At 69.1% G+C, this 26,058-nt stretch carries 23 protein-coding genes and 2 pseudogenes; 8 read left to right on the top strand and 17 right to left on the bottom strand.

All coding sequences use genetic code 11. The features are described 5' to 3' along the window. The first annotated feature begins 24 nt into the window (after positions 1-24). Positions 25-2,345 (top strand): annotated as a pseudogene (locus QC826_RS18600) (FdhF/YdeP family oxidoreductase). A 431-nt stretch (positions 2,346-2,776) separates the two neighbouring features. Here the strand turns inward: QC826_RS18600 and QC826_RS18605 are convergent. Then, entirely contained in the window at positions 2,777-3,139 is a 363-nt protein-coding gene (locus tag QC826_RS18605) for a hypothetical protein (RefSeq protein WP_279761912.1), read from the bottom strand. 112 nt (positions 3,140-3,251) lie between these two features. Next, positions 3,252-4,043, bottom strand: a complete 792-nt coding sequence (locus tag QC826_RS18610) for an ABC transporter substrate-binding protein (protein ID WP_279761913.1) — start codon at positions 4,041-4,043, stop codon at positions 3,252-3,254. 244 nt (positions 4,044-4,287) lie between these two features. Between QC826_RS18610 and QC826_RS18615 the strand changes: the two genes are divergently transcribed. Continuing rightward, a complete protein-coding gene (locus tag QC826_RS18615) occupies positions 4,288-5,469 on the top strand; it encodes an aminotransferase class V-fold PLP-dependent enzyme (RefSeq protein ID WP_279761914.1) in 1,182 nt (393 codons plus the stop codon). 69 nt (positions 5,470-5,538) lie between these two features. Here QC826_RS18615 and QC826_RS18620 read toward each other — a convergent pair whose 3' ends face one another. The 11 genes and pseudogenes from QC826_RS18620 to QC826_RS18670 all read right to left on the bottom strand — a co-directional run bounded on the left by QC826_RS18620 (position 5,539) and on the right by QC826_RS18670 (position 15,476). Then, on the bottom strand, positions 5,539-5,637 hold the full coding sequence (locus QC826_RS18620) for a PEP-CTERM sorting domain-containing protein (RefSeq protein ID WP_279761915.1): 99 nt from the start codon (positions 5,635-5,637) through the stop codon (positions 5,539-5,541). After that, complete coding sequence (locus QC826_RS18625) at positions 5,598-6,212, bottom strand: choice-of-anchor J domain-containing protein (protein WP_279761916.1); 615 nt, start codon at positions 6,210-6,212, stop codon at positions 5,598-5,600. The genes QC826_RS18620 and QC826_RS18625 overlap by 40 nt, the downstream gene beginning before the upstream one ends. A 287-nt stretch (positions 6,213-6,499) precedes the next feature. Further along, a complete protein-coding gene (locus tag QC826_RS18630) occupies positions 6,500-7,273 on the bottom strand; it encodes a GNAT family N-acetyltransferase (protein ID WP_279761917.1) in 774 nt (257 codons plus the stop codon). Between the two features lie 94 nt (positions 7,274-7,367). After that, the gene (locus QC826_RS18635; RefSeq protein ID WP_279761918.1) at positions 7,368-8,063 is read right to left on the bottom strand and encodes a hypothetical protein; all 696 of its coding nucleotides are present in this window, start codon (positions 8,061-8,063) and stop codon (positions 7,368-7,370) included. 110 nt (positions 8,064-8,173) lie between these two features. Then, positions 8,174-8,332 carry a hypothetical protein gene (locus tag QC826_RS18640; RefSeq protein WP_279761919.1) on the bottom strand — a complete coding sequence of 53 codons (159 nt, stop codon included), beginning with the start codon at positions 8,330-8,332 and terminating at the stop codon, positions 8,174-8,176. Positions 8,333-8,441: 109 nt separating this feature from the next. After that, positions 8,442-8,507, bottom strand: a pseudogene (locus QC826_RS18645) (hypothetical protein); the annotation flags it as partial. A gap of 41 nt (positions 8,508-8,548) precedes the next feature. Then, positions 8,549-11,209 carry a response regulator gene (locus tag QC826_RS18650; protein ID WP_279761920.1) on the bottom strand — a complete coding sequence of 887 codons (2,661 nt, stop codon included), beginning with the start codon at positions 11,207-11,209 and terminating at the stop codon, positions 8,549-8,551. A gap of 160 nt (positions 11,210-11,369) precedes the next feature. Next, positions 11,370-12,173 (bottom strand): transporter substrate-binding domain-containing protein, encoded by an 804-nt coding sequence (locus QC826_RS18655; protein WP_279761921.1) that lies wholly within the window; start codon positions 12,171-12,173, stop codon positions 11,370-11,372. Between the two features lie 168 nt (positions 12,174-12,341). Beyond that, positions 12,342-13,799 (bottom strand): Ppx/GppA phosphatase family protein, encoded by a 1,458-nt coding sequence (locus QC826_RS18660; protein ID WP_279761922.1) that lies wholly within the window; start codon positions 13,797-13,799, stop codon positions 12,342-12,344. A gap of 145 nt (positions 13,800-13,944) precedes the next feature. Beyond that, on the bottom strand, positions 13,945-15,129 hold the full coding sequence (locus QC826_RS18665) for a sensor domain-containing diguanylate cyclase (protein WP_279761923.1): 1,185 nt from the start codon (positions 15,127-15,129) through the stop codon (positions 13,945-13,947). Between the two features lie 71 nt (positions 15,130-15,200). Then, entirely contained in the window at positions 15,201-15,476 is a 276-nt protein-coding gene (locus QC826_RS18670; RefSeq protein WP_093390791.1) for a hypothetical protein, read from the bottom strand. 229 nt (positions 15,477-15,705) lie between these two features. Here QC826_RS18670 and QC826_RS18675 point away from each other — a divergent pair, with 229 nt between their 5' ends. Together QC826_RS18675 and QC826_RS18680 are read left to right on the top strand one after the other, a co-directional pair. Further along, positions 15,706-16,461: a transferase spermidine synthase gene (locus tag QC826_RS18675; protein WP_279761924.1), complete on the top strand. Its 756-nt coding sequence runs from the start codon at positions 15,706-15,708 to the stop codon at positions 16,459-16,461. Between the two features lie 66 nt (positions 16,462-16,527). After that, positions 16,528-19,467 carry an EAL domain-containing protein gene (locus QC826_RS18680; protein ID WP_279761925.1) on the top strand — a complete coding sequence of 980 codons (2,940 nt, stop codon included), beginning with the start codon at positions 16,528-16,530 and terminating at the stop codon, positions 19,465-19,467. A 42-nt stretch (positions 19,468-19,509) separates the two neighbouring features. Here the strand turns inward: QC826_RS18680 and QC826_RS18685 are convergent, their stop codons facing one another. Further along, the gene (locus QC826_RS18685) at positions 19,510-19,989 is read right to left on the bottom strand and encodes an acyl-CoA thioesterase (protein WP_093390818.1); all 480 of its coding nucleotides are present in this window, start codon (positions 19,987-19,989) and stop codon (positions 19,510-19,512) included. A gap of 329 nt (positions 19,990-20,318) precedes the next feature. Between QC826_RS18685 and QC826_RS18690 the strand changes: the two genes are divergently transcribed. The 3 genes from QC826_RS18690 (at position 20,319) to QC826_RS18700 (ending at position 23,598) form a co-directional block, all read left to right on the top strand. After that, positions 20,319-21,632, top strand: a complete 1,314-nt coding sequence (locus QC826_RS18690; RefSeq protein ID WP_279761926.1) for a M16 family metallopeptidase — start codon at positions 20,319-20,321, stop codon at positions 21,630-21,632. A gap of 15 nt (positions 21,633-21,647) precedes the next feature. Further along, on the top strand, positions 21,648-23,045 hold the full coding sequence (locus QC826_RS18695; RefSeq protein ID WP_279761927.1) for a pitrilysin family protein: 1,398 nt from the start codon (positions 21,648-21,650) through the stop codon (positions 23,043-23,045). A gap of 190 nt (positions 23,046-23,235) precedes the next feature. Next, positions 23,236-23,598 carry a c-type cytochrome gene (locus QC826_RS18700; RefSeq protein ID WP_409567891.1) on the top strand — a complete coding sequence of 121 codons (363 nt, stop codon included), beginning with the start codon at positions 23,236-23,238 and terminating at the stop codon, positions 23,596-23,598. 15 nt (positions 23,599-23,613) lie between these two features. Here the strand turns inward: QC826_RS18700 and QC826_RS18705 are convergent, their stop codons facing one another. Further along, entirely contained in the window at positions 23,614-24,732 is a 1,119-nt protein-coding gene (locus QC826_RS18705) for an HAF repeat-containing protein (RefSeq protein ID WP_279761928.1), read from the bottom strand. Positions 24,733-24,893: 161 nt separating this feature from the next. Between QC826_RS18705 and QC826_RS18710 the strand changes: the two genes are divergently transcribed. Beyond that, on the top strand, positions 24,894-25,298 hold the full coding sequence (locus tag QC826_RS18710) for a nuclear transport factor 2 family protein (protein ID WP_093390785.1): 405 nt from the start codon (positions 24,894-24,896) through the stop codon (positions 25,296-25,298). A 90-nt stretch (positions 25,299-25,388) separates the two neighbouring features. Here the strand turns inward: QC826_RS18710 and QC826_RS18715 are convergent, their stop codons facing one another. Both QC826_RS18715 and QC826_RS18720 read right to left on the bottom strand, forming a co-directional pair. Beyond that, the gene (locus QC826_RS18715) at positions 25,389-25,757 is read right to left on the bottom strand and encodes a hypothetical protein (RefSeq protein WP_093390784.1); all 369 of its coding nucleotides are present in this window, start codon (positions 25,755-25,757) and stop codon (positions 25,389-25,391) included. 105 nt (positions 25,758-25,862) lie between these two features. After that, positions 25,863-26,009, bottom strand: coding sequence for a hypothetical protein (locus tag QC826_RS18720; RefSeq protein WP_279761929.1), 147 nt, complete (start codon positions 26,007-26,009; stop codon positions 25,863-25,865). Between the last annotated feature and the right edge of the window lie 49 nt (positions 26,010-26,058).

Genomic DNA, 26,058 nt, shown 5'->3' on the forward strand with positions numbered 1-26,058 from the left:
AACACGGTATCAGGAGCAGCAGGCATGGACAAGAGCAAACCGGCGGGACACATCGCGCCCTACCCCCACGCGGCGGCCGGCTGGGGCGCGCTGAAGCAGGTGGCGATCAACCTGGTGCGCGAGAAGGTCGGCGGCGGCAACTACAAGACGCTGCTGGCGCAGAACCAGCCGGACGGCTTCGACTGCCCCGGCTGCGCCTGGCCCGACCGCGAGCACGCCTCCACCTTCGAGTTCTGCGAGAACGGCGTCAAGGCGGTGGCCGCCGAGGCCACCAGCAAACGGGTGCGGGCCGACTTCTTCGCCGCCCACACCGTCAGCGAGCTGCTGGCGCAGTCGGACCACGCGCTCGAACAGCACGGCCGCCTGACCGAGCCGATGCTCTACGACGCCGGCAGCGACCGCTACCTGCCGGTGGCCTGGGACGCCGCCTTCGCCCTGGTCGCGCGCCACCTGAACGCCCTGCCCGACCCCAACCAGGCGGCCTTCTACACCTCCGGGCGCACCGGCAACGAGGCCGCCTTCCTGTACCAGCTGTTCGTGCGCGCCTACGGCACCAACAACTTCCCCGACTGCTCGAACATGTGCCACGAGCCGACCAGCCGGGCCTGCCGGCCACCGTCGGCGCCGGCAAGGGCACGGTGACGCTGGAGGACTTCGAGCACGCCGACACGCTGCTGATCTTCGGCCAGAACCCCGCCACCAACCACCCGCGCATGCTCGGCGAGCTGCGCGAGTGCGCCAAGCGCGGCGCCGCCATCGTCTCGATCAACCCGCTGCGCGAACGCGGCCTGGAGCGCTTCACCAGCCCGTCGCACCCGCTGGAGATGCTGAGCAACTCCAGCACGGCGATCGGCTCGCTGTTCATCCAGCCCAAGCTGGGCGGCGACTTCGCCCTGATCAAGGCGCTGGCCAAGCGCACCCTGGAGCTCGACGACGCCGCCGTCGCCGCCGCCGGCCGGGCCGGCCTGGCCGGCGCGGCGCGCGTGCTCGACGTCGACTTCATCGCCGAGCACAGCAACGGCTTCGCCGCCTTCGCCGCCGACCTGCGCCGGCAGGACTGGGGCCAGTTGGTCGAAGAGTCGGGCGTGGCGCGCGAGCAGATCGAACAACTGGCCCAGGTCTACGTCAAGGGCGAGCGGGTCATCGCCACCTGGGGCATGGGCCTGACCCAGCACAAGGGCGCCGTGGCGACGATCCGCATGCTGTCCAACCTGATGATGATGCGGGGCAACATCGGCCGCCTCGGCGCCGGCCTGTGCCCGGTGCGCGGCCACTCCAACGTGCAGGGCGACCGCACCATGGGCATCGAGGAGCAACCGACGGCGGCCTTCCTCGACCGCCTGGGCCAGGTGTTCAATTTCACCCCGCCGCGCGCCCACGGCCACGACGTCGTCGCCACCATCGAGGCGATGCTGGCCGGCCGCGTCAAGGTGTTCTTCGCCATGGGCGGCAACTTCGCCATGGCCACGCCGGACACCCCGCAAACCTTCGCCGCGCTGCGCGCCTGCGTGCTGACGGTGCACGTCGCCACCAAGCTGAACCGCAGCCACCTGGTGCACGGCCGCGCCGCCCTGCTGCTGCCCACGCTGGGCCGCACCGAGATCGACCTGCAGCACGGCGTGGCGCAGGGCGTCACGGTGGAGGACTCGATGAGCATGGTGCACCTGTCCTACGGCATGAACACGCCGGCCTCGCCGCAACTGCTGTCGGAGACGGCCATCGTGGCGCGCCTGGCCGAGGCCACGCTGGGCAAGGCGCCGGTCGACTGGGCTTGGTACGGCGCCGACTACGCCCGCATCCGCGACGCCATCGAACGGGTGTTCGACGACTTCCACGACTTCAACGCCCGCGTCGCCAAGCCGGGCGGCTTCCACCTGAAGGTCGCCTCGCGCGCCCGCGAGTGGCGCACCGCCAGCGGCCGCGCCGAGTTCCTGGTGTGCGCCGTCGACACCGACACGCCGATCCACCGCGCCAAAGCCAAGCACGGCGCGCGCCTGATGACCTTGATGACGGCCCGTTCGCACGACCAGTACAACACCACCATCTACGGCATGGACGACCGCTACCGCGGCGTGTTCGGCATGCGCCGCGTGGTCTTCATCCACCGGGAGGATTTGGCGCTGCTGGGCTTCGCCGCCGGCCAGATGGTCGACATCGTCAGCGTCTGGGACGACGCCGTCGAGCGCCGCGCCGACGGCTTCATGCTGGTCGAATACGACATCCCGCGCGGCTGCCTTGGCGCCTACTTCCCCGAGACCAACGCGCTGATCCCGCTGGCCAGCGTGGCCGACGGCGCCGGCACGCCGACCTCGAAGTCGATCCCGGTGCTGCTGCGGGCGGCCTGACCATTCGACAAGGACCGTCAAAGTGCAGGAGGAAGAACTGCGGTGCTGGCCTTTGACAGCACAAGCGCTATCGCCTTTTGCGATGGTTTGTCGTCAGGCCAGCCGACTAGGACCGCATGCTCCGGGAAGCCCGCGACAGGATATGAAGCACACGTCAAGGTAGCGGCAATCACCGATTTGACGGCAAGATCGGCTCTAGCATAGAGCGTTCGGTCCGCACGTTGAGTTCTGGCGAGGTGCCAAATTCGATCAACTGAACAGTTCTTCAGCCGACAGACTGAAGTCTCCCAACGATTCGTTACCCGGTCACGAATGGGGAGAAAAGCACCAGACTTAACCGTCCCGGTTTGCGAGACTTTGTCCGAATCGTAGATGAATCGCGAAACGTATTCGTCGTCAGTGACGCCCTGGTCGTCGCGCGCGACCACGAGCTATCCAAAGTGGCTGAGTGCGGCCAGTATCTCTTCTGGCAGTGTTCCGCCAAAGAAGGCTGGGCCGGACAACAATTTTCCGCCGATCTCGGCAGCATAGGAAATTTTCCCTGACGCATTTAGGCTGACGGACAGGACATCGTCTCCAGAAATCCAATCGAAGGCAATCTCGCCATCCGGGTCCACCGATAACTCCGGCGGAGTAAGCTCAGCTGGCAATGATTCCAAGAACAGAATGGCACGCTCGTAAGTTGCCAAGCCAGCGTTCGTTTGCATCATTCCATGGGCACTTACAAGCGCCCGCAACTCATTCGCAGTTGATGAATGTGCTGACGAGTCAAGCTTTACTGTCGTAACGTTCATAGAGTTACTCCCATGTGCGCGACGCGCGCGCTTGGCTTCCATACCCGTCACATACTGCCCTAACTATGCCACAGTTGACCAGCGCAGTATCAAAGGGCCACCGTAAACCAGATTACCGCACGCTCGCCGCAGCGGCAGCGGCCCCGTCCGGCGCGAGGTGGTAACGCGCGCGCAGCGCCGCCAGCTGGCCCGAGGCCGACATCGACCGCAGGCCGTCGGCCAGCGCGTGCAGCCAGCGCGCGGCGCGCGCGTCGTGGGCCGAAAAGCCGATCGTCAACGGCAGCGCCTGGGCCAGGCAGCCGGCCTGGCGTATCCGGCCCGCCGCGCCGAGCTTGGCGACGAGTTGATTGGCCACCGCCTCGTGTTCCAACCAGACGGGAAAGCGGCCGCGCAACAGCTTTTGCAGGTTGGTCAGGCCGGCGGCGTCGCCGAAGGCGAACGCCAGGCTGGCGCTGTCGCCGTGGTGGCGCGCGATGTAGGCGTCCATCTCGCCGTCGTCGTAGCCGTAGTCGGCGATGACGCCGACCCTGAGCGCGCCCAGCGACTCGGCGCCGCGGTAGCGCCAGACGGCGCCGGCCAGGGTGTAGAAGCAGGCGCGCGAGTGGGCCAGCGGCACGCTCAGCTGCAAACGCGGGTCGCTCGAGGGCGCGTAGACCCCCTCGATGGCGCCGGACGCCGTCTCGCTGACGGCCCGGCTCAAGGGCAGCAGCAGCGACTCCACCTGCACGCCGGACAAGGCCAGCGCCTGCGTCGTCAAGTCGACCAGGTAGCCGCCGCTGATCTGTCCATGGCTGGCGCAAATGAACGGGCACCAGTCGTCCGAGGCCAGGCGCGCGGTGGCGGGCAACGGCGCCGCCGCCGACACGGGCAGCGCCAGCCACAGCAGCAACAGGAGCGATCGCAAGCGCATTCTTGATTCCCCGCACCCAGGCCAACACTGCATGGCGACCGGCCCATGCTAGCGCCGCGCGCGCGTCGACGTCAAGCGCGTTCCGGAACAGGTTTCCGCAACGCCATCCAAAATAGGACGGCTGTTGGTGTTTGCACAGCGATTTCGGCCGGGGCCGGGGCCGGGGCCGGGGCGCCGAGGAGCTAGTACAATTGCCGAGCCAACCGTCCCACCATCCACCGACCAGCCAGGAGCCCCTTTGAAGCCATCGCCCGCCAACCACCCCGCCCAGGACGAGGCCTATTGGATCGGCGTGCGCGCCCAGTACGCCGTCTCGGCCGACTTCATCAACCTGGAGAACGGCTTCTTCGGCGTGCAGGCGACGCCGGTGCTGCAAGCCTTCCAGCGCTACCAGGAACAGCTCAACCTGGAGGGCGCCTATTTCCTGCGCGAACGCTTCCCCGCGCGGCTGGCCGGCGTAATGCGCGCGCTGGCCGAGTTCACCGGCGCCGACACGGGCGAGCTGGTCCTGACGCGCAACCTGATGGAGTCGCTCAACATCCTGCTGCAGGGCTATGCGTGGCGGGCCGGCGACGAGGTGGTGCTGGCCGAGCACGACTACGACAGCGTCATCGAGACGCTGGAGATGGTCGCCGCGCGCCACGCGCTGGCGCTGACCCGCCTGACGCTGCCGCTCGAGCCGGACAGCGACGAGCAGATCGTCGCGCGGTACGAGGCGGCGCTCACGCCGCGCAGCCGGGTGCTGTTGCTGACCCACATGGTGCACCGCACCGGCCAGATCATGCCGGTGGCGAAGATCGCCGCGATGGCGCGGCGCCACGGCGTCGACGTGATGGTCGACGCGGCCCACTCCTTCGCCCAGCTGGACTACCGGCTGGCCGAGCTGGGCGCCGATTTCGTCGGCGTCAACCTGCACAAGTGGCTCGGCGCGCCGCTCGGCCTGGGCCTGCTGTACATCCGCCGCCCGCGCGTGGCCGACATCGCGCCGCTGTTCGGCGACACGCGCCGCGGCGCCGACGACATCAACAAGCTGGCCCACGTCGGCACGGTGCCGCCGGCGCCCATCCTGGCGATCGAGGACGCGCTGGCCTTCCACCAGGCCATCGGCTCGGCGCGCAAGGAGGCGCGCCTGCGCCATCTGACGCAGTACTGGATGGCGCGGCTGCGCGAGGTGCCCGGCGTGCGCCTGTTCACGCCGCGCGCGCCACAGCGCTCCTGCGCCATCGCCGCCTTCGGCATCGAGGGCGTGGCGGCGCAGCGGGTGGTGGCGCGGCTAATGGAGGAGTATCGGATTTTCACGGTGGTGCGCGCGATCGGCGCGGAGGAATGCGTGCGCGTCACGCCGCACCTGTTCACCAGCATCGAGCAACTCGACGCGCTGGTGCGGGCAGTGGGCCAGATCGCCGCCGGCGCGCGCTGAACGCGCGCCGGCGCTACTGCCGCGCGCCGCGGCCGCCGCCGCCATGGCGTGGCCGCGGCGCGGTGCCGTCTAGCCGCGGGCGCGGCGCTGGCGCAGCACGCCGATCAGGCCCAGGCCGAGGCCCAGCATCAAATAGCTGCTCGGCTCCGGCACGGCGCTGACCTGCAAGGTGTCGATGCCGATGAAGTTGGAATAGTCGCCGTTCGGGCCGCCGTCCTCGACCACGTAGCGGAACGCCAGCGCGCCGCTGGTGGCGCCCGACAGGCCGTTGATGGTGGCGCCGAACTGGGTCCACTGCTCGGGATACGCGAACGGTCCTGACCGGGGTTGATCGTCAACAGCAAGGTGGTGAAGGTGCCCACGCTGTCCGAGGTGTGGCCCACGTCATTGCCGCCGACGGCGCTGAAACGCACCTCCAGCTTGTCCGGCCAGAACGACTGGTCGGCGGTGCGGCTGAAGAAGGACAGCTTGTCGCCGTTGTTGAAGACCTGGGTCGGCAGGATCAGCCAGTCGCTGATGTTGGCGACGTTGGCGCCGGCGTTGAAGTTGGCGGCGACGTAGGAGTTGGCCGCGCCCTGGTGCGAATCGAACACCAGAGGATTGCCCTGGAACCAGTCGGTGCTGCCTAGCGGATCACTATTGTTGACCTTGACCCAGTCGGCGGGCACGCCGCCGTCGAAGTCTTCGGTCAGCGAGGCGGCCGAGGCGCTGGCGCCCAGGCTCAATGCCACAGCGGCGAGCATAGTCGGCTTCAAAGCGGATTTGAACGATACAGCCATGTGTAAACCTCCATCAGCAGAGTCAATTTCCGAGACGGCGGACGCAGTCCCGGCCTACCCGTTGCGCGCGGCGACGGAAAGGCCGCCGTGACGCGAACACATCATTTCCATCAAACAATGAATAAAATGACATGTATTTACGATAACATAGACTCAGATCAAAATGGCAATTATTACAAGGCCATGACGTTGCTGTGCAACAGTGGCGGCGCCAGGGGGGCAAACCGCGCCCCCTGGCGACGGGCGCCGGATCAAGCGGCGGCGGCCTCGCCGTCGACGCCGTAGTGGCGGGCGTAGCGGGTGTCCAGATTGGCCAGCGGCAGCATCAGGAACAGGTCGGCGCTTTCGAAGTCGGGGTCCCAGGCCGGATCGCCGCAGATCCAGGCGCCCGAACGCAGGTAGCCCTTGACCAGCGGCGGAATCTGCGGTTTGAGCGCCGGCGCGACCTTGTCGATGGGGAACGGCAGGTGCGGCGTGACGCGGTACTCCATCGGCGCCATGTGGCGCGCCGACAGCGACTGGTACACCGCCACCGCGTTGTGGCCGCCGTCGGCCAGGCTGATGCTGGCGCAGCCGACCAGGTAGTCGCAGCGTTCGCGGCGCATGTATTCGGCCAGGCCGGACCACAGCAGCATGATGACGCTGCCGCCACGGTAGTCGGGATGGATGCAGGCGCGGCCCGCCTCCACCATGCGACCGCGCAGGTTGTTCAGGCGACCGAGGTCGAATTCGTTTTCGGAGTAGACGCGGCCGATCTTGCGGGCCCGCGTGGCGCTCAACAGGCGATAGGTGCCAACCACCAGGAGCGTGTCCGAGTCGCGTACGATCAAGTGATCGCAATGCTCGTCGAATTCGTCGCTGTCCAGGCCATCTTCCCTGGCCAACGACGACAGTCCCATGGTTTCGATGAACACCTTGTAACGCAAGCGCTGCACTTCGTGCAGTTCTTCCGGTGTGCTGGCCATGCTCAAAACCAGCTTGGCCGAGGTTGCCCTGACGTGCGCTTGTACGATCGAGGTTTGCATGCTTCGTCCTTTCTGTGGGAGACGAAGCAAGCGTAACGGCCTAATACTTCAAAGAAAATGACAACAATATGTCATCTCCGTGACATGTACACACTCAGTTTTTCTTCGGCCGGCCGGTTTTCAACTGTGGCAAGGCTGCCAACACATTCTGCAGCGTGGCCAGGTCGATCTGGCTGATCAACGCGACGCCGATGCGCAGCAATTCGCTCTTTTTGATCTCGAAGCCGGCCTTCAGGCAGGCTTTCTTGACCAGGCCCAGCACGGCGTATTCCTGCTCCGGCATGGTGAAGCTGTCGCGCACCAGTTTTTCCTTGTGCGGTTTATCCTTGGCGGCGTCGACCGGCTTGGCGGCGACCTTGGCGGCGGTCTTGGCCGGCGCGGCCTTCACTGCCGACTTGGCGGCGGTTTTTGCGGCCGGTTTGGCGGCCGGCTTGGCGGCCGGCTTGACGCTCTTCGCCGCAGGTTTGGCGACCGCCTTGGTGGCCGCCTTGGCGGCCGGTTTGGCGGCGACCGTTTTGACAGCTGCCTTCGCCGCCGGCTTCACGGCGGCCTTGGCGGCCGGCTTGGCGGCAACCTTGACGGCGGCTTGGGCGGCGACCGGCTTGGCGGCGGCCTTGGCCGGTGCCGCTTTCACGGCGGCTTTGCGCACCGGCGCCTTGCGGGCCGGCGGCGTGGCGGCGGCGGTGTCGATGGTTTCAATCGTGGCGACCACGGGCAACGGCGCGTCCATGCCGTTGGCGTTGGCGTTGGTGTTGCTGGCGGTGGCCTTGGCGGCGATAGGCTTGTTCATATTTACTCCATTTTTTTCAACAATATAAACAATATATACTATTTATCAAAAATGTGTTTGAGCAATGTCATGCAACCACCAATTATTCCCCTGCCGCATCGAACAATCTGCTAGTCGGGCGCGCGCAACGCGTTGCGCGGCGCCAGGTGCATGGCGACGCGGGAGAACAGCACGCCGGGGTTGATCGGCTTGCTCAAGAAATCCACCGCGCCCAGCGCCCTGCCCTCGGCCTCGTCCTCGGCGCGCTTCTTGGCGGTGAGGAAGATCACCGGGATGGCGGCGGTGGCCGGATCGGCCTTCAGTCGGCGGCAGGTCTCCGTAGCCGTCCAACTCGGGCATCATCACGTCGAGCAAAATCAGGTCGACCGTGCCGAGCGTGCGCAGGATGTGCAGGGCGGCGGCGCCGCTGTTGGCCACCTTGGTGTGGTAACGGTCCTTCAACAAGGCCGATAGCAGCGTGATGTTGTCGGGCGTGTCGTCGACGATCAGAATGGTGCGGCGGCCGGCGGCCGGAAGTCGCCGCCCAGCCAGCGCGACAGCGTGGCGAACAGCTGTTCCGGGTCGACCGGCTTGCTGATGTAGTCCTGCATGCCCTCCTCCAAACAGCGTTCGCGCACGTCGGCCAGCGCGTGCGCCGTCATGGCGATCACCGGCAGGGCGTCGAAGCGGTGGTCCTGGCGCAGCAGGCGGGTGGCGGCGTGGCCGTCGAGCAGCGGCATCTCCAGGTCCATCAGCACCAGCGCGTAGGCCTGCGGGCCGGCGCCGCGCAGGCGCTCGAGCGCCTCTTGGCCGTTGCCGGCGACGTCGACGCTGATGCCCTGCACCGCCATCAGCTCGGCGGCGATCTGCTGGTTGATCGGGTTGTCCTCCACCAGCAGCACGCGGGCGCCGTAGCGCGGGCCGACGGCCGGCTCGCCGGCGGCCCGCGTGGCGCGCGGCGGCGCCACCAGCGCGACCAGGCTGTCGACCAGGGCCGACTGGCCGATCGGCTTGAACAGCAGGCCGAGGATGCCGGCGTCGTCGGCCTGCTGCTGCACCTCCTCGCGGCCGAAGGCGGTCACCAGCACCATGCCGGGCGGCCGCCGCAGCGTGGCGTCGGCGCGCACCCGGCGCGCCAGCGCGATGCCGTCCAGCCCGGGCATCAGCCAGTCGCACAGCACCAGCAGGTAGGGGTCGTCGGCGCGCTCGGCGGCGGCGATGGCGGCCAGCGCCTCGGGCCCGCCGCCGGCGCGGTCGAGCCGCAGCGGCAGCGGGGCCAGCGCCTCGGCGAGGATCTGCAGCGCCACCGGGCTGTCGTCGACCAGCAGCAGGCGGGCGCCGTTCAGCGCGGCCGGCAGCACGGCGGGCGGCTCGGCCGCGCCGGACAGCGCGAAGGCCAGCTCGAACTGGAAGGTCGAGCCCTGGCCGGGCGTGCTGTGCACGCTGATCTCGCCGCCCATCAGGCGCACCAGGCGCTGCGAGATCGACAGCCCGAGGCCGGTGCCGCCGTACTCGCGGCTGGTCGAGCCGTTGGCTTGGCTGAAGGCGCGGAACAGCTTGGCCTGGTCCTGCGGCGCCATGCCGATGCCGGTGTCGCGCACGGCGAAGCGCAGCGCGACCCGGCCGCCCTCGTTGGCCAGCACCGTGCAGCGCAGTTCGAGCTCGCCGCTGGCGGTGAACTTGACGGCGTTGTTGACCAGGTTGATGAGCACCTGGCCCAGGCGCAGCGGGTCGCCCAGCAGCTGGCGCGGCACGGCCGGCGCCACGTCGAACAGGTATTCGAGCTGCTTCTCGGCGGCGCGCTGGGCGGTCACGCTGGCGACGTTGGCCAGCACGTCGTCGAGGTTGAAGGCGACCTGCTCGAGGTCGAGCCGGCCGGCCTCGATCTTGGAGAAGTCGAGGATGTCGTTGATGATGCCCAGTAGCGCCAGCGCGGCGCGGTGGATCTTGCCGATGTAGTCGCGCTGCTTGGGCGTGAGCTCGGTGCGCAGGCTCAGGTAGGCCATGCCGATGATGGCGCTCATCGGCGTGCGGATCTCGTGGCTCATGTTGGCCAGGAACTCGGACTTGGCGACGTTGGCCGCCTCGGCCAGCACGTTGGCCTTGAGCAGCTTGTGCTCGCGCTCGCGCCGCTCGCTGATGTCGCGGATGAAGGCGCAGAACTCGAAGCAGCCCGGCTCGGCCAGCTTGACGTGGGTGATCGCCAGCTCGATGGGGAACTCGTGGCCGTCGCGGTGCAGGCCGTAGACCTCGATGCGGCTGTCGAGCACCTTGCCGCTGCCGCCGTCGAGGAAGCGCTGCATGCCGCGGCGGTGCTCCTGGCGGAAGCGCGGCGGCATGATGGTGGTGTCGACGGCGCGCCCCAGCGCCTGCTCGCGCGACCAGCCGAAGGTCGCCTCGGCCTGGCGGTTCCAGCCGACGATGCGGCCGTCCAGGTCGATCCGCACCACCGCGTCGAGCGCCGTGTCGACGATGCTCTGCAGCTTGTCCTGGCTGTCCTGCGCCGCCCGCACCGAGCGCGTCAGCTCCTGGGTGCGCTCGGCGATGCGCTGTTCGAGCTCGCCGTTCAACTGGCGCAGCGCGCCCTCGGCGTGGCGCAGGCGGGTCAGCGTGTCGCGGAAGCTGCGCACGGCGCCGGACAGGCGGCCGATCTGGTCCTGCCGGCCGATGCCGGACAGCTCGATGTCGGTGTGGCCCTGGCTGAGCCGCTCGAGGGCCCGTTGGATGTCGCCGAACGGCCGCATCGCCTTGCGACCGACCAGGATGATCGACAGCACGATGGCCAGCGCCAGCAGCAGGTTGGCCAGCACCGTGCCGACGATCTGGCGGCGCAGTTCGGCGTCGATCTGGCGGCGCGAGAAGGCCAGCTCGATGGCGCCCACCGGGTAGCTCTGGCGCGCGTCGCTGAACTCGATCTCGCGGCGCAGGCGCAGCGCGGCCTCGGGCGCGCCCAGCGGCGCGACGTAGCTGGCCAGCTCGGCGCCGCCCGGCGCCAGCACGCGCAGCGTCAGCACCTCGGGGGTGGCGCCGGAGGCGTCGACCACGCTGGCCACGGCGGCGCTGTTGATGTCGAACAGCGGCCGCGCCAGCGCCTGCGACAGCACCGCCGCCAGCCGCTCGGCGCGCTCGCGCAGCTGCTGTTCGGCCTCGCTGCGCAGGGACTGCATCACGTAGGTGGTGTAGACCGCCGTCGACAGCGCGACGGCGAGGAAGATGCCGACCGCCAGGCGCAGCAGGATGTCCTGGCGCCAGGCGCGCGCCAGGCGCGCCAGCGGGCCGCCGCCGGTCTCGCCGCCGCTCTCGTCGCCGCCGCCGGCCAGGGTCGGATCAATGGCCGGCTCCCGCGGCCAGCTCGAGGCGCCGGTACTCGGCGCTGTTGCGCGCCTGTTCGACGCCGCGCCAGATCCGCTCGGCCAGCTGCGGCCGCGCCGCCACCAGGGCGTGCGAGAGGATCAGGAAGTAGGGTTTTTCGATCAGCGGCGCCGGCAGCATCTCCAGCTGGGCCGCCAGCGGGCCGCGCATGATGCCGGCGGCGTCGCTGCCGCCGAGGGCGGCGGCGGCCAGGCGGCCGGCGGTCAGCTTGCGCGCCAGCTCGTCGGCGCGCTGGCTGCCCTCGTCGACCTCGACGTTGCTCGCGCGCAGCATGTCGCCCACCGAGTAGCCGAGCTGGAAGCCGATGGCGCCGTCGATGTGGTGGAAGGCCTTGCCGTCCCAGTCGGCGGCGCCGCCCTTGCGGCGCAGCAGGACGTAGCGGTCGATGTGCATGCGCTTGCTGGCGTCGGCCTGGGCGCCGCCCGGGTATTCGCCGATGGCGCGCCGGTCCGGCTTGTAGCTGACGGCGAAGGCGCCGTCGACCTGGTTGGCCTGCAGCTGCGCCAGGCAGCGCTTCCACGGCATGCTTTGAAAGTCGAAACGGATGTCGAGGCTGCGCGCCACCATGCCGAGCAGGGCGAAATTGAGGCCGCCGCCGGCCTCGGTGCGCCACGGCGGCACGTCCTGCCGCTCGAAGCACAGGCTGACCACCGGCGGCGCCGCCGGCGCGGCCGCCTTGGCCGGCCCGGCCGCCCCGGCCAGCAGGCCCAGGCCCAGGCCCAGCGCCGCCGCGCGGCGCGCATTCCGCCAGATCCTCATCGATGCCCCCCGGTTCTCAAGCGCCGGCGAAAAGCCGGCGCGCATGTCTAGTGTAAGCAAATCCGGAGGGGAAAAGTATGCCGCCCCAACAATATTGGCGGGGCCGGCGGCGCGGCTGGTCAATCCGCCGACAAACGCCGCGCGGCAAACTCGGCAAACCCAGCAAACTCAGCCGTTGGCGCGGATGCTGAAGTCGACGCCCACCTCGTCCCACAGCTCCTGCTCCTTCTCCATCCAGTACGACACGGTCGGATGGTCGCTGACCACGTCGCGGCGGATCTCCAGCTCGATGCGGCTCTTCATGCGCAGCTTCAGCTCGGCGCAGTCGAGCTCGATGCGCGAGTGCATGAACAGGATGGCCAGGCGCAGCGCCACCACCGCCTTGGCGAAGTCGGGGTCGGCCAGCGCGTCGGCCACCTTGCGCAGGTTGCCCTTCTGCGCCAGGACCAGGCGGCTCATGGCCTTCTGCTCGCGGGTGGTGAAGCCGGGCAGGTCGGCGTTCTCGACCAGGTAGGCGGCGTGCTTGTGGTAGCCGGTCTGCGCCACCACCAGGCCCACCTCGTGCAGCAGCGCGCTCCAGTAGAGCAGGCGGCTGTAGGTGTCCGAGGCCGGCTTCATCTGCAGGTACAGCGCCGCCGCGTCCTCGGCGACGCGGCCGGCGCGGCCGGCGTCGGCGTGGAACTTCTGCGCCAGGCCGCGCACCGACTGCTCGCGCCGGTCGCGCTTGGTCGAGCGCAGGTACAGGTCCCACATCACGCCCATGCGCAGGCCGGCCTCGATCGGCTGCATGGCCGGGATGTCGAGCTCGTGCACCATGGCGATCAGGATCGCCAGGCCGCCGATGATGGTCGAGGCGCGGTCCGGCCGCAGCCCGGCCATCTCGATCCTGGAGACGTGGCCGAAGGCGATGAAGCGCTGTTTCAGCGCCTCCAGGCTGGCGGCCGACAGGTCGCCCTTGCCCAGCTTGTTCTTGGCGATGATGTCGGCGATGGTGCGGATCGTGCCCGAAGAGCCGTAGGCCTGCTTCCAGTGCTGTGGATGGTAGGGCGGCGCGGCGTCCTCGAAGTGGCTGCGCGCCGACAGGATGGCCGCCTCGAAGGACGGCGCGTCGATGCGGCCGCCGACGAAGAACAACAGGCTCTGCTTGACGGTGCCCAGGCTGAACGACTCGACCCGCTCGATGTCCTGGCCGCGTCCAAGGATCAGCTCGGTGGAGCCGCCGCCGATGTCCATCACCAGGCGCCGCTCGCCCGGCGTGGCCAGGGCGTTGGCCACGCCCATGTAGATCAGGCGGCCCTCCTCCTCGCCGGAGATGATCTCGATCGGGTAGCCGATGGCCAGTTCGGCCGCCGGCAGGAAGGCCGCCGAGTTGCGCGCCACCCGCATCGCCGAGGTGGCCACCACGCGCACCGCCTCGAGCTCGTAGCCGGCCAGCGTGGCGCGGAAATTCTTCAGACAACTGAGGGCGGCCTGCATGGCCGCCTCGGTCAGGTTGCCGTCGGCGTCGAGGCCGGCGGCCAGGCGGATCGGCTCGCGCATGCTTTTGAGTACGCGGATCGCCTCGCCGTCGTGCTGGCCGATGTGCAGGCGGAAACTATTGGAGCCCAAATCTACTGCTGCGTACATACCAGCCTCTCTCTAAGAACGACCACAAAGGCTTGCGATGTCCATGACGACAAAAATTCTTATACAGTAAGCGTCGATTATGACCGCTTGATGACGTTTGTCCAGTGCGCCGCGCGCCGCGCAACAGCGCCCGGCGCGGCCCGCCTCAGGCCTCCAGCGGGCTGGCCGCGCGCGCCTCGGCGACGCGGTTGCGGCCGTCGCGCTTGGCCTGCTGCATGCCTGCGTCGGCCCGTTTGAACAGGCTCACCGTGCTGTCCTCGGCGCGGATGGTGGTCACGCCCAGGCTGGCCGTCAGGTTGATGACGGCGCGCTCGGTCTTGACCGGCACGGCGGCCACCGCGTTGCGGATGCGCTCGGCCACCATCAGGGCGTCGGCCAGCGAGGTGCGCGGCAGCTGGACGGCGAACTCGGCGCCGCCCAGGCGGCCCATCAGGTCGCTGTCGCGCAGTTGTTTCTTGCACACCTCGACCATGCTCTTGAGCACGGCGTCGCCCACCGGGTGGCCGTAGTTGTCGTTGACCCGCTTGAAATGGTCGAGGTTGAGGATGATCAGCGCGGTCGGCATGCCGGGCCGGCGCGCCAGCGCCATCCACGGCGCCAGCGCCTGGTAGAAGCCGCGCCGGTTGGGCACCTCGGTCAGCGCGTCCTGCACCTCGAGCAGGTCGAGCTGGTCCTGCAGGCGCTGGCGCGACAGCAACAGATAGCCGAAGGCGTTGACCAGCATCATCATATACAGCACGCCGAAGCCGAGCCACTGCAACAAGGTTTCACCCAAACCCGCGCCGAAGCCGCCGTCCGGGCCGCCGCCCGGCGCCAGGCCGGCCGCCAGCAGGCCGCGCAGGGCCAGCGCCAGGCCCAGCGCCAGCATGCTGGCGGCGAGGAAGCGTTGCAGCAGGCTGTTGTGGCGCCAGCGCCGCGCCAGCGCCAGCGCGCCGGCCAGGAAGAAGCCGGCGACGATCAGCGCGCCGGCGGCCACCCGCACCGGCGCCGGCGCGTCGAACAGCCAGGCGCCGACGAAGGCGGCCTGGGCCACCAGCAGGGCCGGCAGCAGGAAGCGGCGCCAGACCGGCCGGCCGACGGCGCCCCACAGCGCCGCCGCGTCGAGGGCGACGCCGGCGAACAACAGGCCGTTGGCGACCGGCACGCTGAGCACCTCGGGGATGCTGCCGCGCAGGTACAGCAGCAGCCAGGCGGCCGCCTGGCACTGCTTGGCCAGCGCCCAGGTCGACAGGCCGAAGCGCTTGCTGCGCTCGTATTCGAAGAAGAACAACGCGGCGCACAGGCTCAGATTGCCCAGCGCCAGCGCCAAAATCAGTGTTTTTATATCCATGGGAGGGGGCAGGTTCGGCCGGCGCCATGGCGCCGGCGCGGGGGCGGCCGGCGGCGCGCGCCGGCCGCCGGTCAGACTTCGTGTTCGACGTTGCTGCTGCCGTCGCCGACCTTGCTGGCCCAGGCCTTGGCGAAGAAGGACTTCTCGTCCTCGGTCGGGGCGTCGTGCCAGAAGACGATGAGCGTGCCCTTGTGGTCGTGGATCTGGCTGAACTTCTCGACGAAATGGGTGTTGCCCGCCGAGTCGGCCAGCGCCATCACATAACCGTAGACGCGGGTCAGCCGCTCGATCCGGTCCGGCTCGGTGAAGCTGTTGGTGGCGGTAATCGTGGGGTGGTCTAAAAACATCGCTCTCTCTCTTCTTCGCTCCAAGGGGGCCGTCGGACGCGGCGGCTGCTGTGCTGTCAATGTACCTACAAATTTTCCGTCTGTAAATGCCATCCGGCGGCCCGCCGCCGCATGCGCGCCGCCGCAACGGTCGCCGGCGCCATGCTAAGATCGTAGCGCCGGCGCCAAGACGTATTGCCCCAGCTTATCAGAAACCCACGCTTGGCAACAAGCTAGCATGTGTGAAGCCATGAACCCGCAGCCCCAATCGCCCGCCGCCACACCGCTGGTCCGCACCGACGGCGACCTGCGCTCGCTCGAATTCCTGCCCGGCATGATCCAAAGCGAGATGCGCCTGTCGCGCCCCGACCAGCTGGTGCTGGCCTACGCCCGCGCCATGATGTGCTTCACCTTGTTCCAGCCGCGCCCGCAGCACATCGTCATGGTCGGCCTGGGCGGCGGCTCGCTGGTCAAGTTCTGCCACCGCTACCTGCCGCACAGCCGCATCACCGTGCTCGAACTGCGCGCCGACGTGATCGCCCTGCGCGAGCAGTTCGCCATTCCGCCCGACGACGCGCGCCTGCGCATCGTCTGCGTCGACGCGGCGCGCCACATGGCCGCCCTGGCCGACAGCGCCGACGTGCTGCTGGTCGACGGCTTCGACGCCGACGGCCTGCCGCCGGCGCTGGCCAGCGCCCGCTTCTACGCCGACTGCCGCCGCGCGCTGCGCCCCGGCGGCGTGCTGGTGGCCAACATGTTCAGCTACGACCCGCACTTCCCGGCCATGCGGCGGCGCCTGCGCATGGCCTTCGCCGACCGCCTGTGCCAGTTCCGCGGCATCGCCGGCAACAACCGCCTGCTGTTCGCCGTCAAGGGCGGCGCGCCGTCGCCGGCGCTGGCCGCGCTGCGCCGGGTGGCGCGCTGCCAGGGCCTGGGGCTGGCGCCCTTGAACCGCCTGCTGGCGCACTGGGTGGTGTGGCGGCTGCGCCGCGGCGGGCGCGACTAAAACCACGCCGGCGGGCTTTTGTGACACACTGGACGGCAGCATACTTTCACTTCACAAGGAAGCCCGATGCCGCACCGCAGCAAGCGATCCGCCCTCTCGGCCGCCGCCGCGCTGACCTTGGGCGCCGGCCTGGCCGCGACGGCGCTGTTGTGCGCCGCCGTCGGCGCGCTCGAGGTCGAGACCTTCGAGCTGGGCTTCCGGCAGCGCGCCGAGCTGCGCGTGGCGGCGCTGCGCCGCGGCCTGGACGAGGCCGTCGAGCTGCTCACCATCACCAACGACCTGTTCAAGACCTTCGGCCAGCCCAGCCGCGAGCAGTTCCGCGACTTCACCCTGCCGCTGCTGCGCCGCCACCCCTTCATCCAGGCCTTCAACTACCAGCGCGCGCTGAGCGAGGCCGAGCGGCCGGCCTACGAGGCGGCGCTGGCGGCCCGCCTGCCCGGCCACCGCATGCGCGAGCGGGCCGAGGGCGACCGTGGCGCGCTGGTGCCGGTGCGACCGCGCCCGCTGCACATCGTGGTCGACTACCTCGAACCCTACCAGGGCAACGAGGCCGCCCTCGGCCTCGACCTGGCGCCCAACGGGCCGCTGCGCGGCGCCATCGAGCAGGCGGTGGCCAGCGGCCTGGTCACCGCCAGCCCGCTGCTGCGCCTGGCCCAGGAGCGCGGCGGGCAGCAGGGCTTCGTGCTGCTGATGCCGCTGTTCCGCGCCGGCGCGCCCAGCGCCACGGCGCAGCAGCGCCGCGCCGCCTGGATCGGCAACACCGGCGCGGTGATACGCTCGACCGACCTGGTGCACAAGATCCTGCTCGGCGCCGGCCTGCTCGACGACGCCGGGCTGCGCCTGCGCGTCTACACCGGCGACGCGCCGCGGCCCGACAACCTGGTCTACGGCCCGCCGGCCGAGGCCGCCCCGGCGCCGTCCGCCCCGCTCGCCCGCGCCGCCCTCGCCGCCCCCGCCCCCGCCGACGGCGGCGCCGCGCCGCCCGGGCCGGCGGCGGCGCCGCGCCGCTGGCCCTGGCCGGACGGCGCCAGCGTGCTCACCCGCAGCTTCAACGCCGCCGGCAAGGCCTGGCACGTGCAGGTGACGGCGCTGCCGCGCCCGCTGCCGGCCGGCCACCTCGGCTCCCTCGCCACCCTGCTCGGCGGCCTGCTGTTGTCCGCCCTGGCGGCCGCCTTGGTGCAGTCGCTGACGCAGCGCCGCCGCGGCGTCGAACGGCTGGTCGAGGCGCGCACCCACGACCTGCAGCTGAGCAACGAGCAGTTGAGCCAGGACGTCGCCGCCCGCAAGGCCACCGAACTGGCGCTGCAGCACAGCGAGCACCGTTTCCGCCGCCTGCTGGCGCTGTCGTCGGACTGGTACTGGGAGCAGGACGCCGCCTTCCGCTTCACCCACATCACCGACGGCTTCTTCGACAAGGGCCACCTGCCGCGCGAGCGCTTCCTCGGCCTGACGCGCTGGGACAACAACGCCGAGATGCGCGCGGCGGGCTGGGGCCGCGAGCACATCGCCCGGCTCGAGGCCCACCTGCCCTTCAACGACCTGGAATACTCGCTGGTCGGCCTGGACGGCGTGGCGCGCTGGTTCAGCACCAGCGGCGAGCCGGTGTTCGACGCCGCCGGCGCCTTCCAGGGCTACCGTGGCACCGGCAGCGAAATCACCGCGCGCAAGTTGACCGAGCAGCACATCCAGCACATCGCCCACCACGACGTGCTGACCGGCCTGCCCAACCGCGTGCTGCTGCAGGACCGGCTGGGCCAGGCGGTGGCCTACGCCAACCGCAGCGGCCACCCGCTATGGGTGATGCTGATCGACCTGGACCGCTTCAAGTTCGTCAACGACAGCCTGGGCCACAAGGCCGGCGACCTGCTGCTCAAGACCGTCGCCGGCCGGCTGCAGGACAGCGTGCGCGAGAGCGACACCGTGGCCCGCCTGTCGGGCGACGAGTTCGTCGCCCTGCTGACCGAACACCCGGACGAGGCGCTGACGCCGCAGGTGACCGAGCGCATCATGCGCGCCGTGGCGCAGCCGGTGCTGCTCGAGGGCAAGGAGTTCTTCGTCACTTGCAGCATCGGCGTGGCCGTCCACCAGGCCGACGGCGCGCCGGCCCAGCACCTGATCGAGCACGCCGACATCGCCATGTACTGCGCAAAAAAGCTGGGCCGCAACAACACCCAGTTCTACCAGCCGTCGATGAACGAGGCGGCGCTCGAACGGCTGCGCATCGAGGGCGCGCTGCGCAAGGCGCTCGAACGCGACGAGCTGGTGCTGTACTACCAGCCCCAGCTCGACCTCGACAGCGGCCGCATCGTCGGCATGGAGGCGCTGCTGCGCTGGCGCCACCCGGAGCTGGGCATGGTGCAGCCGGAGCGCTTCATCGGCCTGGCCGAGGAGACCGGCCTGATCGTGCCGATCGGCGCCTGGGTGCTGGCCAGCGCCTGCGCCCAGACGCAGGCCTGGCTGGCCGCCGGCCTGGGGCCGCTGCGCGTGGCGGTGAATTTGTCGGCGCGCCAGTTCGGCGTGCCCGGGCTGCCGGCCGCCATCGCCGCCGTGCTGGCCGCCAGCGGCCTGGCGCCGGCCTGCCTGGAGCTGGAGCTGACCGAGAGCCTGCTGATGAGCGACGTCGCGCTGGCGGTCGAGCTGCTACAGCAGTTGAAGGCGCTCGGACTGACACTGTCGATCGACGACTTCGGCACCGGCTACTCGAGCCTGTCCTACCTGCGCAGCTTCCCCATCGACGTGCTGAAGATCGACCGCTCCTTCGTCAGCGACATCGGCGCCGACGGCGACGAGGCGGCCATCGTCGTGTCGATCATCGCGCTGGCGCACAACCTGAAGCTGCGCGTGGTGGCCGAGGGGGTGGAGTCGGCGCGCCAGCTCGACTATCTGTGGCGCAACGGCTGCGACCAGATGCAGGGCTTCCACTTCAGCCCGCCGGTGCCGGCCGCCGAGTTCGAACAGATGCTGCGCGACGGCAAGCACCTGGCGCCGTCGACCGCCTTCGCCTAGGCGCCCGGCGCCGTCCGCCCGCCGTTGCCCCCGCCCGCCGCGCTAGGCCGGCGCGCCGGCCTTCTTGGCGCCGTGCACCATCTGGCGCGCCTGCTTGCGCAGCTGGGCCTGCTGGTGGCGCAGCACCTGTTCGGCCGACTCCGGCACCAGCGTGGGCACCTGCACCGGCTTGCGCTGCTCGTCCACCGCCACCATGGTGAAGTAGCAGCTGTTGGCGTGGCGCACCAGGCGCTGCTGGATGTTCTCCGTCACCACGCGGATGCCCACCTCCATCGAGGTGCGCCCGGTGTAGTTGACCGAGGCCAGGAAGGTGACCAGCTCGCCGACGTGGATCGGTTGCAAAAACATCACCTGGTCGACCGACAGGGTCACCACGTAGCTGCCCGAGTAGCGGCAGGCGCAGGCGTAGGCGACACTGTCGAGGTATTTCAGGATGGTGCCGCCGTGCACGTTGCCGGAGAAGTTGGCCATGTCGGGGGTCATCAGCACCGTCATCGACAGTTCGTGGGCGGACCAGCTCATCGGTTTTTCCATATCGGCTTTCTGCTTGAAGTAGTTTTCGCGGGACTTGATCCACATCATATCAGTGTAGTGTTGCGTCCTTGTTGACGCATAAAAATGCGCCTTTGCCCGCCATGCGTCGTTGCCAATCCTCGCGATAGCCCGCTATCGCTCCGGTTGGCGCCTAGCCTGGCGGGCAAATGCATCATTTTTATCTGCGCCCCCAAGAACGCAACACTACACTAGCCGCTCCCGCCATTGCTGGCAAACAGTTATCAAATAGGCCTACTTTCCCCCGAAAAATATCGTATCCTTGGCCCCTTCTGTCCCCTCCCCCGAAAGGAAGCCTTATGAAGTGGAAAGTCCTGGCCGCCAGCGTCCTGTTCGGACTGGCCGGCGCCGCGCACGCGCTGGCCGCCGAGCAAGTGAAATCGTTCACGCTGGCCAACGGCATGAAGTTCATCGTGCTCGAAAGCAGCACCATCCCGAACGCCAATATGTACACCTTCTGGAAGGTCGGCTCGCGCAACGAGGCGCCCGGCATCACCGGCCTGTCGCATTTCTTCGAGCACATGATGTTCAACGGCTCCAAGCACTTCGGCCCGAAAATGTTCGACCGCACCATGGAGGCCAAGGGCGGCTCCAACAACGCCTACACCAGCAACGACGTGACGGTCTACCAGGACTGGTTCCCGGCCGCCTCGCTGGAGACCGTGTTCACCTTGGAAAGCGACCGCATCGCCCACCTCAGCATCGACCCGAAGATGGTCGCCAGCGAGCGCGGCGTGGTGTTGTCCGAGCGCAGCACCGGGCTGGAGAACTCCAACGTGCGCCTGCTGCAGGAGGAGCTCAACAGCGTCGCCTTCAGCGCCCACCCGTATTCCTGGTCGGTGATCGGCAACGAGTCCGACATCAAGGCCTGGACCCAGGACGACCTGGTGCGCTACTTCAACACCTACTATTCGCCCAACAACGCCGTCGCCGTCATCGTCGGCGACGTCCAGTTCGAGCGGGTGCGCCAGCTGGCCACCAAGTATTTCGGCGCCATCCCCAAGCGCGCGCTGCCGCCGGCCGTGCGCACCGTCGAGCCGGAGCAAAAGGGCGAGCGCCGCGTCTTCGTCGCCAAGGAGTCGGTCAGCGCGCCGAACCTGTTGGTGGCCTACAAGGTGCCGGCCATCCACCACGCCGACCACTACGCCCTCGACGTGTTGCAGAGTCTGCTCACCGACGGCAAGACCTCGCGCCTCTACCGCGCCCTGGTCGAGCAGCAACTGGCGACCCAGGTCGGCTCCGACAGCCTGGACGGCTTCGACCCCGGCCTGCTCTACCTGTACGCGGTGGCCGCCGCCAAGGTCGAGCCGGCCAAGCTGGAGCAGGCTCTGCTGGCCGAGCTCGACAACGTGGTGCGCAACGGCGTCGGCGCCGAGGAGCTGCAGAAGGTCAAGAACCAGAAGCTGCTCAACCTGTACCGCGCGCAGGAGACCATCAACGGCAAGGCCCAGCAGCTGGGCAACTACGAGGTCTTCTTCGGCGGCTACAACAAGCTGTTCGAGGCCCCGGCCGCGTATGAAAAACTGACGCCGGCCGACATCCAGGCGGTCGCCGCCAAATACTTGAAAAAATCGCAGCGCACCGTTGCCGTGCTCGCCGCGAAGGAGGACTGAGCGATGAAAACCCTGTTGCACATTAGCCTATTGGCCGGCGCCGGCCTGGCCACCGGCGCCGCCGGCGCCGCCGCCGCCGCCGAATTCCGCCTGCCCGCCTTCGAAACGGCGCGCCTGGCCAACGGCCTGACCGTCTACCTGATGGAGCGCCACGAGGTGCCGCTGATCTCGGTGCGCGCCGTGGTCAAGGCCGGCGCCGTCAACGACGCCGCCCAAGCCGGCCTGTCCAACCTGACCGGCGACGCCCTGTTGCTGGGCAGCGCGGCCCATCCCAAGGCCGCCATCGACCAGGCCTTCGACTTCCGCGGCGCCCGCCTGGCCGGCGCCGCCGGCAGCGAGCAGAGCACCCTGCAGGCCAACTTCGCCAAGGCCGACGCCGCCGCCCTGCTGCCGCTGTTCGCCGAGATGGTGCAGCGGCCCGGCTTCGACGCGGCCGAGCTGGCCAAGCTGCGCGAACGCAAGGTCAACGGCCTCAAGCAGGCCAAGGAAAGCCCGCGCAACGTCGTCGGCAACTACTACCGCAGCATGCTGTTCGGCGCCGGCGCCTACGCCAACCCGGCCGGCGGCACGGTGGCCAGCGTGGCCGCGCTGCAGCAGGCCGACGTGAAAAGCTTCCACCAGCGCTACTACCGGCCGGACAACGCCGCCATCGTCGTGGTCGGCGATTTCCAGGCGGCCGAGATGCGGCGCCAGATCGAGTCGCTGTTCGGCGCCTGGCGCGCGGTCGGCAGTCCGCCGGCGGCGCAGGACAACGGCAAGGTGCGGGCCGACAAGGCGCGCGTCTGGCTGGTCAACAAGCCCGACGCGATCGAGACCACCTTCCTCATCGGCGGCGCCGGCATCGCCCGCAACGACCCGGACTACGTGCCGCTGCAGGTGCTCAACACCATCCTGGGCGGGCGCTTCACGTCCTGGCTCAACGACGAGCTGCGCGTCAACTCCGGCCTGACCTACGGCGCGCGCAGCGAGTTCGCCACGCTGGGCCAGAGCGGCACCTTCGCCATCTCCAGCTTCACCGCCCTGCCCAAGACCGAGGCGGCGCTGGCCTTGGCGCACCAGACCTACCAGCGGCTGTGGACGCGCGGCATCGACCAGGCCACCCTGGACTCGGCCAAGGCCTACGTCAAGGGCCAGTTCCCGCCGCGCTTCGAGACCGGCGAGCAACTGGCGGGCCTGCTGGGCGACATGTACGCCTTCCAGGTCGGCCGCGAGCAGATCGACAACTTCATGCGCGACGTCGACAGCCTGACGCCGGCCAAGGCCAAGCTGCTGGTCGAGCGCCACTTCCCGCGCGACAAGCTGCAGACCGTGCTGGTCGGCAAGTCCGAGGCGATCCGCGCCATCGCCGCCAAGTACGGCGAGGTGACCGAGTTGGAGATCAGCGCCGACGGCTTCGCCCCCGCTGCGCGATAATACGGGTCGACACCAGACCCCGTCCTCCCCGGCCGCCGCCGGGGGGACATTATTCGCGCCAACCACCATGCATAGACCTCCCCTGCCGGCCCCGACCTTGGGCCGCGCGCCACTGCCGCCAACCGCTCCGCCGCTGTCCGCGTTTCTGCCCGCGTTCCCGCCCCCGTTCCCGCAGGCTTTCCTGCCCGTGCTGCTGGCGCTGACACTGGGCGGCTTGGCGGCGCCGAGCCAGGCCGCCGGCGCCAAGCCGAGCGGCGACGCCGTAGCCGGAAAAGCCGCCTTCAACAAATGCGCCTCCTGCCACCAGGTCGGCCCGTCGGCGCGCGGCGGCTTCGGTCCGCAGCTCAACGGCATCGTCGGCCGCCGCGCCGCCGCCACCGACTACGCCTACTCGGCGGCGATGAAGAAATCCAACATCGTGTGGAACGAGGCCGCCTTGGCCGCCTTCCTCAAGGCGCCGGGCGACGTGGTGCCCGACACCAAGATGCGCTTCTGGGGCATCGGCAACGAGCAGCAGCTCGCCGACCTGCTGGCCTACCTGCGCACCTTGTAACCACCGCAGCGGCGCTCACATGCGCAACATCCGCCCCTTGCTCAGCTCGATGCCGCGATAGCGCCGGCGCAGCAGCACCGCGCCGACCGCCATCGTCACCACGAAACCCATCAAGGCGATGAAGTCGCGGCTGCCCTTGGGCACCACCGGCGTGGCGTTCGACTGCATGGTCGCCGCCGCGTAGCGCTTGCTGAAGAAGGTGGCGCCGATCACCAGCTCGTCGTCGTTGATGGCGTTGGTCAAATACAAGCCCTTGCCCGCCTGGTGCACCAGCATCTTGCCGTCGCGGTAGACAAAGGAGCGGCGCTCCTCGCCCAGCAGGATGGTGCCGACCACGTGGCCGGCGGCGTTGATGCCGGTGGCGTAGCTGTTGCCGTAGCCGATCAGCGCGCCCAGGTCGACCATCTTGGCGCCGTCGTGCAGGAAGGCGTGCCAGCGCCGGTCGGGCATTTCCGAGGCGCCCACCACCTGGCCGGCGTCGTTGACGGCGCTGGCGGCGCTGGAGCGCCCGCCCAGCGTGCCCAGCTCGCGCATGCCGGCGCCGGGCCGGTACAGGAAGGCGCGCCGGTAGCCGTCGGCCAGCGCCGCCGTGCCGACCACCTCGCCGCGCGCGTTGATGCCGGCGGCGTAGCTGATGTTGCCGCCCAGCGTGCCCAGGTCGACCATCTTGCCGTCGACGCCGACCAGGAAGGCGTGGAAGTCGTCGGCGGCGGTGTCGGCGAAGCCGACCGCCTGGCCGGCCGCGTTGACGCCGGTGCCGTAGCTGCTGCGCCCACCCAGGGTGCCCAGGTCGCGCATCGGCTCGCCGTGGCGGTAGAGGAAGGCGCGCCAGCGGCCGGCGCCGTCCTGCGCCGAGCCGACCACCACGCCGTCGGCGTTGATGCCCTTGCTGAAGCTGTCGCTGCCGCCCAGCGTGCCCAGCTCGCGCAGCACCTTGTCGAGCATCACCGCGCGCTGCCTGCCGTCCTCGTCCTCGATCACGCCGACCACCTGGCCGCGGGCGTTGATGTCGACCGCGACGCTGGTCTCCTTGCCCTGCCCCGCCATGCCGCTGAGCGGCTTGACCTGGGCCTTGGCGTCCAGCGCGCATAGCCACAGCGCCAGGGTCAGGGAAAGCAGCGGAGTGTTCGGCATGATGGACCTCGGCAAGATTAATAGAAAAATAACTCTACCATCGCGCCGCGCCCAAGTCCAGCGTCGCCGGCCTCGGTGATAATGTGTGTATTTTGACAGTGTTGCCATCGGCTATGATTCGCCCGAAGCAACCGTCCCACCGCCCCTTTTCGAAAGCCGCAATGAGCGCCACCTTCCCCATCGACGAACAGCTCGGCTCGCTGGCCGACCACATCTGCACGGCCGAGCGTACCCGCCTGCAGGCCCTGGTCGCGGCCGACATGGCGACGGCGCGGCCGCTGCACGCCGCCGACTTCCAGCTGATCACGCCGATCGGCAAGGCGCTGTCCAAGGACGAGTACCTGGGCGCCATCGCCGCCGGCCACATCAAGTATCTGCAGTGGGAGCCGGGCGCCATCGAGATCCGCGTGCACGCGCATATCGCCCTGCTGCGCTACCAGGCCCAGCTGGAGGTGGTGTTCGGCGGCCACCACGTCGCGCCGGCGCAGTACTGGCACACCGACGCCTACGAGTGCCGCGACGGCGTGTGGCAGGTGGTGTGGTCGCAGGCCACGGCGATCAGCTGAGCCGGCGCGGCCCGGCCGCACCCGGCCGCAAATGCAAAAAAGGCGTTCGCATGAACGCCTTTTTCGTTTCTTGCCACCGCCGGGACGCGCTTACAGGCCCTGGCTGGCGATGTCGGCCAGCGATTCGCGGCCCTTGTCGGTGATGTCGAAACCGCTGCCGTCTTCGCGCGGCAGGATGTGCGCCTTCTTGCCGAGGAAGGTGGCGACGTCGGCGTCGAGCTGGCTGAGCGGATCGGCCAGCACGGCGCGCAGGCCGATGATGCAGCGGCGCACGAAGATGGTCTGCTGGCCCTTGTCGGTCAGCGACAGGCGGCCCTTCTTGTCGAAGCTGAGCAGCTTGATGCCGGACAGGCGTTTGGTGTTGCGTCCGACGCAGGCGCTGACGCGGTCGCCCTTGAGGCCGCGCGCCACTTCGTTCAGTGCGTCGTATTCGTCTTGCGTTAATTTCTCGTTCTTCATTGCCGTATTTTTCCATGGGAGACTGCTGCGGCCCTCATGGTACGCGCCCGGCGCGGTCACGGCAAGGTAATGCGTCGCCCTGCCGGCCGCGTCGGCCGGGACGTGTCACTTGAAATTGCGGATCGCCAGCCACACCAGGCCGATGCTGGCGAAGGCGCCGAGGCACAACCAGGCTTGCACGCGGCGGTTCTGCAGCAGCGCGACGCTGCGGCGGCCGAGGTAGATTTTGTTGTGTAGTGAATTGCCCATCATGGCCTCCGTGGCGACTAGAAGTTGTCATGTCTAAATTATAGAAACTGTT

The organism is Rugamonas sp. DEMB1, from assembly GCF_029834475.1.
In the GTDB taxonomy this organism is placed as follows: domain Bacteria; phylum Pseudomonadota; class Gammaproteobacteria; order Burkholderiales; family Burkholderiaceae_D; genus Rugamonas; species Rugamonas rubra.

Coding starts and splice junctions, on each gene's coding strand:
- QC826_RS18675 (WP_279761924.1), top strand. CDS start 15,706: ATGAACCCGCAGCCCCAATCGCCCGCCGCCACACCGCTGGTCCGCACC.
- QC826_RS18685 (WP_093390818.1), bottom strand. CDS start 19,989: ATGAGCTGGTCCGCCCACGAACTGTCGATGACGGTGCTGATGACCCCC.
- QC826_RS18680 (WP_279761925.1), top strand. CDS start 16,528: ATGCCGCACCGCAGCAAGCGATCCGCCCTCTCGGCCGCCGCCGCGCTG.
- QC826_RS18710 (WP_093390785.1), top strand. CDS start 24,894: ATGAGCGCCACCTTCCCCATCGACGAACAGCTCGGCTCGCTGGCCGAC.
- QC826_RS18660 (WP_279761922.1), bottom strand. CDS start 13,799: ATGTACGCAGCAGTAGATTTGGGCTCCAATAGTTTCCGCCTGCACATC.
- QC826_RS18690 (WP_279761926.1), top strand. CDS start 20,319: ATGAAGTGGAAAGTCCTGGCCGCCAGCGTCCTGTTCGGACTGGCCGGC.
- QC826_RS18655 (WP_279761921.1), bottom strand. CDS start 12,173: ATGAGGATCTGGCGGAATGCGCGCCGCGCGGCGGCGCTGGGCCTGGGC.
- QC826_RS18715 (WP_093390784.1), bottom strand. CDS start 25,757: ATGAAGAACGAGAAATTAACGCAAGACGAATACGACGCACTGAACGAA.
- QC826_RS18605 (WP_279761912.1), bottom strand. CDS start 3,139: ATGAACGTTACGACAGTAAAGCTTGACTCGTCAGCACATTCATCAACT.
- QC826_RS18630 (WP_279761917.1), bottom strand. CDS start 7,273: ATGCAAACCTCGATCGTACAAGCGCACGTCAGGGCAACCTCGGCCAAG.
- QC826_RS18650 (WP_279761920.1), bottom strand. CDS start 11,209: ATGCAGTCCCTGCGCAGCGAGGCCGAACAGCAGCTGCGCGAGCGCGCC.
- QC826_RS18665 (WP_279761923.1), bottom strand. CDS start 15,129: ATGGATATAAAAACACTGATTTTGGCGCTGGCGCTGGGCAATCTGAGC.
- QC826_RS18705 (WP_279761928.1), bottom strand. CDS start 24,732: ATGCCGAACACTCCGCTGCTTTCCCTGACCCTGGCGCTGTGGCTATGC.
- QC826_RS18635 (WP_279761918.1), bottom strand. CDS start 8,063: ATGAACAAGCCTATCGCCGCCAAGGCCACCGCCAGCAACACCAACGCC.
- QC826_RS18670 (WP_093390791.1), bottom strand. CDS start 15,476: ATGTTTTTAGACCACCCCACGATTACCGCCACCAACAGCTTCACCGAG.
- QC826_RS18720 (WP_279761929.1), bottom strand. CDS start 26,009: ATGATGGGCAATTCACTACACAACAAAATCTACCTCGGCCGCCGCAGC.
- QC826_RS18625 (WP_279761916.1), bottom strand. CDS start 6,212: ATGCTCGCCGCTGTGGCATTGAGCCTGGGCGCCAGCGCCTCGGCCGCC.